The organism is Streptomyces sp. NPDC055506 (genome assembly GCF_053643595.1).
This window is the reverse complement of sequence record NZ_JBSHKH010000030.1, coordinates 63,619-74,275: the sequence shown is the minus strand read 5'-3', so window position 1 is coordinate 74,275 and position 10,657 is coordinate 63,619. Positions and strand designations below refer to the sequence as shown.

Here is a 10,657-nt window from a genome sequence, read left to right as displayed (position 1 = left end):
GGCCAGGTAGGTGAGCACGACGCGGTGCATCGTACAGACGCGCCTACGCATCGTGTCGGCCATGGCTCTGTCAAGGGGCCGTCGACGGCAGCGGGGCGATGTCTCGGACGCAGGCCATGCCGACGACGGCCCACCTGGAGCTGGCCTCGCTCATCGCTGCTCCCGCCGGGGGGTGTTTCGGTCTTCGGGACCGCCGGTGACGGTCCGGGTGAAGCCGTGGGACCGGTACAGCAGGCCGTCCGGCGTGAAGGTGTAGAAGGCCATGACCTCTGTGGAGATCGCCTTCCTGCGCGTCTGCGCGTGGATCGTCAGCCGTGCCGCGATCCGGTTGCCGTCCGCGACGGCCTCGTGCACCTCGAAGCGGGGCCGGGCGTCCGGCGCGAGGTTCCTGCGCACGGGGTGGATGTGGGAGGCGAGCCTGTGCCAGTCGAGGGGTATGCCGTCGCTGGTCATCACGATGTCCGGGGTGTAGAAGCGGGCCATCGCCGGAGCGGGGTCATGGTCACCCAGCACGACCTCTTCGTGGAACGTGGCGAGGAAGTCGGCGATGAACCGCTCGGGGGTGCTCTGTGCCAGTGGTCGCATGGTGCTCCCGTCCAGGCGCGGTGGCGCGAAGTGGTCCGTACACCGCCACCCCGCTAACTCTTACACTCTGTAAGATATGAAGGGGCCGACAAGTTTGACAAGGTGTAAGAGTTGAGTTCTTCCGTGAAGCGACGTCGCGCCGATGCCGAGCGCAGTCGGATCTCCATCCTGGATGCCGCCGTCCGGCTCCTCGGTGAGCAGCCGGATGCGGGCATGGCCGCCGTAGCGGCAGCGGCGGGGGTCACCCGGCAGACGGTCTACGCCCACTTCCCCTCGCGGGACGACTTGCTGGCGGCGGTCGTCGACCGCATCACGCGGAAGGTGACGGAGGAGATGGACGCCGCAGGAGCCGACTCGGGGCCGGCGCCGGAGGCGCTGCTGCGTCTCCTGTCCGCGGCCTGGCGTGTCTCCGAGGCGTACCCCGCGCTGATCCGGCTCGGTGCCCGCCCCACACCGCCCGAGGAAGAGGCATCGCGGCACGAGCCGATCAGCGACCGCATCGCGAGCCTGCTCCAACGCGGCCGTTCGACAGGGGACTTCACCTCGGAACCCGCGCTCAGCTGGCAGGTGGCAGCCGTCCTCGCGCTCAGCCACGCCACAGGAGAGGAGGTGCGCGCCGGCCGCGTTTCCGTCGATGCCGCCAAGGCCGCCCTGGACTCCGGAGTCCTACGGCTCCTCGCCCCCGACGCCGACGAGGAACGCCACCCGTCGGACAGGCCCCACTAGCCACGCTGTCCGGCATGATCGCCAAGCTGCGGTGCGTGGGGGGAGGGGATCGTCCCATGAGTTCAGGGCGCGCCCACGAGGCGGTCCAGTGAGGGTGCCAGAAGCGGGGTGAGCGCGGCGGCGTAGGACTCCGAGAGGTGGCTGTCGTCGCGGTAGACGGCGGTGTCGGCTACGACCACGGGGCAGATGCCGGTGCGGGGGGCGCAGAGCCAGGGGGTGGGGTCGATGACTGTGGTGGCCGTGGCGGACGCGGCGGCGCGGAGGGCGGTGCCGCGGGTCGCGTCGTGGGTCGCGTCAGGCAAGTGGTTGGCGCAGGCGCGCAGTTGCAGGGAGTTCCGGGCGGCGCAGTCGATCGGGTCTCCCTTGGGCCATGGGGTGTCGAGCAGGGCGGCGACCCGGGCGCCGGAGGCACCCAGGCCGCGGAAGGTGCTCTCGAAGCCGGTCGTCCACTGGTGGAGGAGGTCGGCGGCGGGGCGGGCCGGGTCTCCGGCGTCCGAGGAGGACACGACGACCAGGTCGGGCCGCAGGGTCCGGATCCTCGCGATGGCGTGGGAACGCCAGGTGTCGCACGCGGTGTACGGCTTGTGGCCGCTGTTGATGGTCACGTCGGCGACCTTGCAGGAGGCCTTCGTCAGCGAGACCAGCTTCCAGCCCCGTGCGGTCGCGAGTCGCTGCAGGGCCGGGAACCACTGGGCCGCGTGGGAGTCGCCGAAGAGGACGACCGTACGGGAGGAGGTCCGGTCGCCGTAGACGCAGGGCCCGGTGCGGGTGGCGGCGTAGTCGACGTGGCAGCCGTCCCGGTAGACCGCGGAGCGGGAGGACTTCACCTTCGGCAGGGGCGGGGCGAGGTTGCTCGGCAGGGCGGTGGGCGACGACGCGAGGAGTTCGGTGAGACGTGCCCGCGGGGCCGGTGCGTCGGAGAGAGTCCGCGCCAGCGGGGGTGCTGGGCCGCCCACCTCGATCGTCGGCGGGACCGCCGTCGCCGTCAGGGACAGCGCCGAGGTGCCGGCCGACAGCGCCGCCCCGAGAACCAGGGCGCGGCGGGGGCGCTTGCGGAAGGCCCGGTGGAAACGGACCGGGTTCTCGACGAGGCGCAGGGTCAGCCACGCCAGGCCCAGCGCCGCCGCGCACAGCCCGAGCGCGAGCGGCAGGTCGGCCGTTCCGTCGGCGCGGCCCAGCGCCACCGGGGCTATGACCAGCAGCGGCCAGTGCCACAGGTACCAGCCGTACGAGAGTCCGCCGAGCCACACCAGCGGTCGCCGCCCCAGCAGCCACCCCGCGCCGTGCGGGGTGGGCGCGCAGCCGCCGGCCAGGACGAGCACGGCGCCGGCGACCGGCAGGAGGGCGTGGTACCCGGGGAAGGGTGTCTCGTCGTCGTACCAGACCGCTGCCAGCGTGACGCAGGTCAGGCCGAGCCAGCTCAGCGGGGCCGCGAGGGCGGCGGGCAGCCGTTCCAGCCGGCCCGTGCCCAGCGCCAGGAGCGCCCCGGCACCCAGTTCCCAGGCCCGGGTGAGGGAGCCGAAGTACGCCCAGGGCGCCGAGGAGTTCGTCACGAGGAGGCCCGCCGCGAACGACCCCAGGCACAGGACCCCCAACGGCACCGCGACCAGTCGGCGCCGGCCGCGTGCGAGGCGCCAGGTCAGCAGCAGGAGCAGCGGCCACACCAGGTAGAACTGCTCCTCCACGGCGAGCGACCAGAAGTGCTGGAACGGCGACGGCGGGCTGTTCTGGGCGAGATAGTCCGTACCGGCCGCCGCCAGCCGGAAGTTGACCGCGTACAGAGCACTGGCGAGGGCGTCGCCCGCGTACTCGGCGAGCCGCGCCTTGGACAGGAACAGCCACGCCCCGCCCAGCGTGACGGCGATGACCAGGGACGACACGGGAAGCAACCGCAGTGCCCGGCGGGCGTAGAAGGAACGGACCGATACCCGGCCGGTGCGGGAGAGTTCGCGCAGCAGCAGTGACGTGATGAGGAAGCCGGAGATCACGAAGAAGACGTCGACACCGATGTAACCGCCGCTGACCTGGGACACGCCGGCGTGGGCGAGCACCACCAGCCCGACGGCCACCGCGCGCAGCCCCTGGATGTCGAGCCGCAGGACGTGTCCCTGGGGCGGGGCGGATCTGCCGCTCGCCGGGACGGTGCGTATCTCGGCGGTCGCGACGCTCGACATCAGGTGACTCCTCGGGGGACCGACATGCTTCGGATGGAAAGATCGGTCCGGCCGCCCCCTGCGGTTCCGCCGTTGTCGCCCCCACTTCGCCTCAACGGTGAAGATTCAACCGTTCGAAACCAGCGGTTCACCCGCGTTCAGCCCGGTGACAAGAGACGCGACGGTGCTCAGAGGTCGCTCGGCAGGCCGAGTCCGGTCAGTGCGCCCACCGGGTCCAGGTCGGGGGTGCCTCTCGGCCACCAGTCGTCCCGGCCCGGCTCGGACTCGTAGGCGTACCACAGGCCGTCGCGGCCCAGACGGAGCTGGACGTGGCCCTGGGGGTGGGTGAGGTGGTTGCGCCGGGGGCGGAAGGCGGGCAGGTCGGCGGCGAGGAGGAGCGGGCGGGCCCGGTCGAACCGGCCGGCCGGCGGGTCCCACGGCTCCTCCAGTACGGCGAGGCCCTCCAGTCCGCCCTGACGCCAGGCGGCGACCGCGCGGGCCAGCTCGGACGGCGTGCGGCCCGCCGCGGAGGCGAGGGAGGCGTAGAGCGCCCGGGTGCCCGCCGTGAGGCCCGAGCCGGGGCGGGCCGCGGCCAGGCGGACCGCGTCCTGCCAGAGGGTCAACTGCCCGACCGGGTCACGGCCGGTGGCGAGCAGGGCGTGCGCCCGGGCGGCGGCGTCCGTGGCCAGTTGGTCCAGCGCGAAGGGGTCCGGGCCGCCGGGGGAGGCCGGGTAGGCCGGGGGCTGCTCGGGGTGCGCGGGCGTGGGCAGCGGCGTCGGCAGGGGCGGGAGGGCGCGCGGGGCGAGGGCGTCACCGGCCCGTACGCCGGGGAGCGGCTCCGGTTCCTTGTCCTGGGCGGCACGCGCCGCGCGGGTGGCGCTCAGCCGGGACAGCGCGTCGAGCAGGTCCCGTTCGCCCCGGCCGCGCAGCAGGAGCAGGACGAAGGGGTCGGCGTCGAGCAGCCGGGCGGTCTGGTAGCAGAGGGCGGCGGCGTGCTTGCAGGGGTGGCCCCGGTCGGGGCAGCTGCACCGCGGTTCCAGGTCGCCGGGGCCCGGCAGCAGGGGCACGCCGCAGTCCGCGAGGGACTGGGGCATCTCCTTGTCGAGGAGGGCCGCGATATGCCCGGGCCGGTCGACGGCGGCGTCCAGGAACCGCTCCCAGTCCGCGTCGTCGAGCGTGCGCAGGCGCACCTGCACGCGGTACGGGCGCGGGCGGCTGCCCTGTACGTAGGCCAGCACCACTCCGGGCGTCACGGTGATGGCGTCGACGTACCCCTGCCCCGCGTAACCCCGCCCGCGCTCCAGCCGCGCGACGTCCAGCGCGCCCTGCTCCAGCGCTGCGACCCACGCGTTCCCCCACCAGCTCTCGGCGAATCCCTTGCCGTCGGGCTCCCGGGGCGGGAACGCCGGGAAGGTACGGCGGAGTTCGCTGTCTCGGCCGGGGGCGGCCATGGAGCGGGGTTTCCGGGGCGTGGTGCGAGGGGGTACCGCGGTGCGGGGGGTCGGGGGCGGGGTGGGCCAGGGGTTGGAGGTCGCGGGGTGGTCGGGAGCCGACGTGTCAGGGGCCGGCCTGTCGGGGGCAGGCCTCTCGGGGGTCGGCATGTCGGGGGTCGCCCGGCTGTGCGGCGCGTCGGCCCCGTGGTGAGGCGAGCGCCCGGGGCTCGTTTCGTCGGAGCCCTCGGGTGCCGCGTCCGGCTCGTCGGCTTCCGAAGGCATCCGGAAGGCGTCGCCCAGCAACTGCAGTACGTCACGCCCTCCCCTGCCGACGGTGTGGTCGCCCGTCGGCCGCTCAGGCCCCGTCCTCCGGTGCGCGGCGCTCTGCCGGGCAGCCCGGCGCCTGCGCCCGGCCCCTTCGCGCGCGGTCTCTTCCCGTGCCCGCCGCGCGTCGTCCCGAGCCGCGCGCAGCGCCTCACGCGCGACATCCCCCGCGCGTGGGCCCGGCTGCTCGGTGGCGCCGCCGGGAGCATCGGCGAGGGCGCCTCCCGGCACGTCGGCGGATGCGCTCCTGCCCTCGTCCTCGGGTGGCTCGCCGGACGGAGCCGCCCCCGGCCCACGGCTGCCGCCGTCGCCCGGCCCGTTGCTGCCGCCGTCGCCGGCGGTGCTTCGGCCGAGGGCCCCGCCGCTGCCACCGTGGCTCGACGAGCCACCCGGCACGCCGGTCACCGCGTCATCGGCATGCCCGGTCGCAGGCGCTTCCTCCGGGGAGTCCGCCTCACCCCCGTCTGCCCCGCGCCGCTCGGACACCGCCCGGCGCAGTGCCTCGCGGGCCGCGTCCCCCGGTCGGGCGGTCTCCGGGCCGGCGGGTGGAGGGGCCGGGGAAGGTTCCGGGCGGGGAGCGGATGCCCGGTCCGGCTCCCGGTTCGCCTGCTCCCGGGCGGCGCGCAACGCCCGGCGGGCCTCGTCGGCCCCGCTGTGCGTCATGACGTCCTCCGCAGGGAGACCAGGTCGGACAGCTCACGGTCCGTCAGTTCGGTGAGGGCCGACTCGCCGGAGCCGAGGACGGCGTCGGCCAGGGCGCGCTTGGCCTGGAGCATCTCGGCGATACGGTCCTCCACCGTGCCCTCGGTGATGAGGCGGTGGACCTGGACGGGCTGGGTCTGGCCGATGCGGTAGGCGCGGTCGGTGGCCTGTTCCTCGACGGCCGGGTTCCACCAGCGGTCGAAGTGGACGACATGGCCCGCGCGGGTGAGGTTGAGGCCGGTGCCCGCGGCCTTCAGGGACAGGACGAGAACGGGGATCGAACCGGCCTGGAAACGGTCCACCATGCGCTCCCGCTCCGGGACCGGTGTGCCGCCGTGGAGGAGGTCGACCGGGACGGCACGGGTGGCCAGGTGCTGGGTGATCATCCGCGCCATGCCCACGTACTGGGTGAAGACGAGTGCGGAGCCGTCCTCGGCGAGCAGCGTGTCCAACAGCTCGTCCAGCAGGGCGAGTTTGCCGGAGCGGTTGGCGAACCGGTCGCCGCCGGGCCGGGCGGGCTCCGGCGCGGCGTCCTCCTTCAGGTACAGCGCGGGGTGGTTGCAGATCTGCTTCAGCGAGGTGAGGAGCTTCAGCACCAGGCCCCGGCGGGCCATGCCCTCGGAGGTCTCGATGGCGAGCATCGACTCGCGGACCACCGCCTCGTACAGCGCGGCCTGTTCCCGGGTGAGCGGGACCGGGTGGTCGGTCTCCGTCTTGGGCGGCAGCTCGGGGACGATGCCCGGGTCGGACTTCTTCCTGCGCAGGAGGAAAGGGCGGACCAGCCGGGCCAGGCGCTCCACCGCCTGCTCGTCCTCACCGGTCTCCACGGCCCGGGCGTGCCGGGCTCGGAAGGACTTCAGCGGGCCGAGGAGGCCCGGTGTCGTCCAGTCGAGCAGCGCCCACAGCTCCGACAGGTTGTTCTCGACGGGCGTGCCCGTCAGGGCGACCCGCGCGGGGGACGGGATCGTGCGCAGCGCCTTGGCCGTTGCCGAGTAGGGGTTCTTCACGTGCTGCGCCTCGTCGGCGACGACCATGCCCCAGGTCCGCTCGGCCAGGGCGGGTGCCGCCGAGCGCATCGTGCCGTAGGTGGTGAGGACGAAGCCGCCCTCCAGGCCGGCCAGGCTGCGCTCCGGGCCGTGGAAGCGGCGGACGGGGACACCGGGCGCGAAGCGGGTGATCTCCCGCTGCCAGTTGCCCAGCAGCGAGGCGGGGCAGACCACCAGGGTCGGCTCGGGGCGGGCCCGCTTCAGGTGCAGGGCGATGAGGGTGACGGTCTTGCCGAGGCCCATGTCGTCGGCGAGGCAGCCGCCGAGGCCGAGGGAGGTCATCAGCTCGAGCCAGGCCAGGCCCCGGAGCTGGTAGTCGCGCAGGGTGGCACGCAGGTCCGGGGGCGGCTCGGCCGGGCGGATCCCGGCGGTCAGGCGGTCGCGCAGGCCTGCCAGCGCTCCGACCGGGACGGCTTCGACCGTCTCGCCGTCCACGTCGGCCGTGCCGGTGAGGGCGACGGACAGCGCGTCCACCGGGTCGAGCAGGCCCAGGTCCCGCTTGCGGGCCTTGCGGACGAGGGCCGGGTCGACCAGCACCCACTGGTCGCGCAGCCGGACGACCGGGCGGTGGGCCTCGGCGAGGGCGTCCATCTCGGTGTCGGTGAGCGGGTCGCCGCCGAGCGCCAGCTGCCAGCTGAACCGGAGCAGGTCCTCGCTCTCGAAGAAGCCGGTGCCGTCCTTCGCCGAGCCGGGGGCCGGGCTGACCACCGCCGTGGCGGACAGGTCCTGGGCGAGGTCCCTCGGCCAGTGCACGGCGACCCCGGCCGCGGCGAGCCGGGTGGCCGCGACTCCGAGCAGGTCGTTCAGCTCCTCCTCGGTCAGCGCCAGCACGGCGGGCACGTCCTGGTCGGAGAGCCGGTCGAGCGGGGGCCAGACCCGGGCCGCGCGGCGGACCGCGAGGGCCGCGTCGACGCGCGCGCGGGGCCCGAAGGCGTCGTCGGCCCCGCCCGCCCAGAGGGTCGCCGCGTCGGCCACGAGGGTCGGGTCGGCGAGGCTGTGCACCTGGACGATCGCCGCTCCGGCACGGCGTACGCCGCCGTCGGAGGCGTCGTCGAACAGGTCGTACGCCGACAGGTCCAGGCGGAGCGAGATCCGCACGCCGGCGTCCATGCCGGCGGCGACCTCGGCGGCCCAGTCGTGGGCGTCGGGCAGGCGCTGGGCCTGGCGGGCCGCGAAGGGTTTGCCGGAGGTGTGGGGCGCGGCCGGGGTGCGGGGCAGGGTGTCGGCGACCGCGTCCAGGAAGGCACGCACCAGCGCTTCCGGTTCCGGCAGACGGATCGGGCCCGGGCCGGGCAGCGGGACGGCGTGCCCCTCGTACGGCAAGGCGGCGGCCACCGCGCGCAGGTGCGCGATGTCGTCCGGGTCGAGGGGGCCGGCACGCCACGCGTCGTGCCCCGCGGCGGTCAGGCCGGGCAGCAGGCGGCCGCGCGCGGTGAGCCGCAGGGCGTGCAGGGCGGCGGCGCCCCAGCAGGCGGTGGCGGGGTGCGCGGCGGGGTCGTGCCGGGCGCGCACCAGGAGCGGCAGGGCCGCGTCCAGCGGAAGGGAGAGTGCCGGGGTGGTCCGGCGCCGCACACCGGCGCCGTGCCGTCGTACGACGGTCAGCTCGGTGGCCGGGGCCTGGCCGGACTCCTCCGTGCCCTCGGTGCGCAGGGGCTCGCCCTCGGGGTCCCAGAAGGCGATCCGCCCGTCGCGCGGGAGGGGCGCGGGCAGGAAGACGGCCGGGAGCCGGACCGGGACCGCCGGCTCCCCCACCCGCGCGGCCACCACGGCCGTGTCGCCCATACGTCCTGCCACCTCCCGTCCCGCGTGTCGGATCAGTTGTCTCCGACTCTACGGGCGGGGTCTGACAATCGGCCCCGGCGGCCGCACCGGCCCGCCGGGCTTCGGCTCAGGGCACGGTCCGGGAGACCACGAACACCCAGGGGTACGCCGGGTTGGACAGATCCACGACCACGTCGTGTGTGGGGGCCGGGTTCTTCTGCCGGTGCACGACGCCCGACCACAGGCCGTCGTCGGCGAACTTCCAGCCGGTCACCTTCCGGTCGCGGGCGCCGATGGTGACCTTGCCCTTCTTCAGGTCGTCCCGGGTCAGGCCGAGGCCCGTCAGATACGCGTCCAGACCGGCCGCGTTGGTCTCGAACTGGGCGTACAGGCGGCTGGTCTTCCAGTTGTTGGTCTCGTAGTACGCCACGTGCCAGGCGGGGTGCGGGACGGGCACCTGGTAGATCCGGCGCTGGAGCTTGGAGGGCCAGCCCTCGGTGAGGCCGGTCGCCGAGTACTTCGCCTCCTTGTCCTTGCCGCTGTCCCGGCTCTGGTTCGCGGAGATCACCAGGTAGCCGGCCGGGATGCCGATGAGCAGCACGATGATCAGCAGGGTGAGGGCCCTGCGGCGGATCATGTGGCCGCGGTTCTCGACCGGGCGCTCCGGCTCGTCGGGCCAGGGGCCCTGGTGGGGCAGCGAAGCGGTCACAGCGTCTCCTGGGTACTGCGGCGGGCCTGTGCGTACCGCTCGTACCGCTCGTAGCGCTCCACGCGGCGGCGCTTGGCGCGGCGGAAGCGGCGGGCGACCAGCCGGGCCAGGTCGGCGGCGCCGACCATGCCTGCCTCCGGGCCGAGCTGGGCCCGGGTGATGCGGGCCTCGGGGCGGTAGCCGCGGCCCGTCAGATGCCGGCGGAAGGCGTCCCGCGCGGGGCCGATCAGCAGGTCGTCGGCGGCCGAGACACCGCCGCCGATCACGAAGCAGGAGGGGTCGAGGGCGGCCGCGAGGTTGGCGATGCCGACGCCGAGCCACTGGCCGATGTCCTGGAGCAGCTCGATGCACATGGCGTCGCCGTCGCGGGCCAGCTCGGTGATCATCGGGCCGCTGATCTCGGAGATGTTGCCCTTGACGTGCTCGATGATCCCGTACGCCACCGGAGAGTCGGCGGCGGCCAGCTCGCGCGCCTCGCGGACCAAGGCGTTCCCGGAGCTGTACTGCTCCCAGCAGCCGCGGTTGCCGCACGGGCAGCGGTGGCCGCCGGGCACGACCTGCATATGGCCGAACTCGCCGGCGACGCCGTACTTGCCGCGCTTGACCTGGCCGTCCTCCAGGATCGCGCCGCCGATGCCGGTGCCCAGCGTGATCATGACGAGGTGGTCCTCGCCGCGGCCGGCGCCGAAGCGCCATTCCGCCCAGGCGGCGCTGTTGGCGTCGTTGTCGACCAGGACGGGCACGGCGAGCCGCTCGGCCAGGCGGTCGCGGAGCGGTTCGTTGCGCCAGGACAGGTGGGGGGCGAACAGCACGCGATTGCGGTCGGCGTCGACCCAGCCGGCCGCACCGATGCCGACGGCGTGCACGTCGTGCCGGTCGGAGAGATCCAGGACCAGTTCGGCGATGGTGTCCTCGACGACCTTGGGGCTCTTGGACTTGTCCGGGGTCTCCGTGCGGAGCTTCTCCAGGATGTTGCCGTCGGCGTCGACGACGCCCGCCATCACCTTCGTACCGCCGATGTCGATGCCGACCGTCGGCACGCGGGGTGCCGTCAGGTGTGAGCGGCGCTCCCGGGTGCCGACCGTGCGGAGCACGGTGGCACGGCGGGAGCCGATGGGGGCGGTGAAGTCGCGGTAGGTGCTCATCGGGCCCGATTCTGCCTCACGAGGCGGCAGGGTGCGGAGCAGAGGGGTGGTGCGGATCGTCGCCGAGTGCGGG

The 10,657-nt window shown here is 74.3% G+C and carries 7 protein-coding genes; 1 reads left to right on the top strand and 6 read right to left on the bottom strand.

The window, feature by feature from the left end; translation table 11 throughout:
* Positions 1-150: 150 nt before the first annotated feature.
* On the bottom strand, positions 151-585 hold the full coding sequence (locus tag ACWIF2_RS14515; protein WP_454360581.1) for a nuclear transport factor 2 family protein: 435 nt from the start codon (positions 583-585) through the stop codon (positions 151-153).
* Between the two features lie 123 nt (positions 586-708).
* On the opposite strand from ACWIF2_RS14515, the gene ACWIF2_RS14510 reads away from it, so the two are divergent.
* Positions 709-1,311 (top strand): TetR/AcrR family transcriptional regulator, encoded by a 603-nt coding sequence (locus tag ACWIF2_RS14510; protein WP_454360580.1) that lies wholly within the window; start codon positions 709-711, stop codon positions 1,309-1,311.
* Positions 1,312-1,373: 62 nt separating this feature from the next.
* Here the strand turns inward: ACWIF2_RS14510 and ACWIF2_RS14505 are convergent, their stop codons facing one another.
* From ACWIF2_RS14505 to ACWIF2_RS14485, 5 genes are all read right to left on the bottom strand, one after another.
* A complete protein-coding gene (locus tag ACWIF2_RS14505; protein ID WP_454360578.1) occupies positions 1,374-3,485 on the bottom strand; it encodes an acyltransferase family protein in 2,112 nt (703 codons plus the stop codon).
* A gap of 167 nt (positions 3,486-3,652) precedes the next feature.
* Complete coding sequence (locus tag ACWIF2_RS14500) at positions 3,653-5,884, bottom strand: SWIM zinc finger family protein (protein ID WP_454360576.1); 2,232 nt, start codon at positions 5,882-5,884, stop codon at positions 3,653-3,655.
* Positions 5,881-8,751 carry a DEAD/DEAH box helicase gene (locus ACWIF2_RS14495; RefSeq protein WP_454360574.1) on the bottom strand — a complete coding sequence of 957 codons (2,871 nt, stop codon included), beginning with the start codon at positions 8,749-8,751 and terminating at the stop codon, positions 5,881-5,883. The genes ACWIF2_RS14500 and ACWIF2_RS14495 overlap by 4 nt, the downstream gene beginning before the upstream one ends.
* Before the next feature lie 106 nt (positions 8,752-8,857).
* Positions 8,858-9,439, bottom strand: coding sequence for a sugar kinase (locus tag ACWIF2_RS14490; protein ID WP_454360572.1), 582 nt, complete (start codon positions 9,437-9,439; stop codon positions 8,858-8,860).
* Positions 9,436-10,584: an ROK family glucokinase gene (locus tag ACWIF2_RS14485; protein WP_454360570.1), complete on the bottom strand. Its 1,149-nt coding sequence runs from the start codon at positions 10,582-10,584 to the stop codon at positions 9,436-9,438. Before ACWIF2_RS14485 ends, ACWIF2_RS14490 begins: the two co-directional genes overlap by 4 nt.
* Between the last annotated feature and the right edge of the window lie 73 nt (positions 10,585-10,657).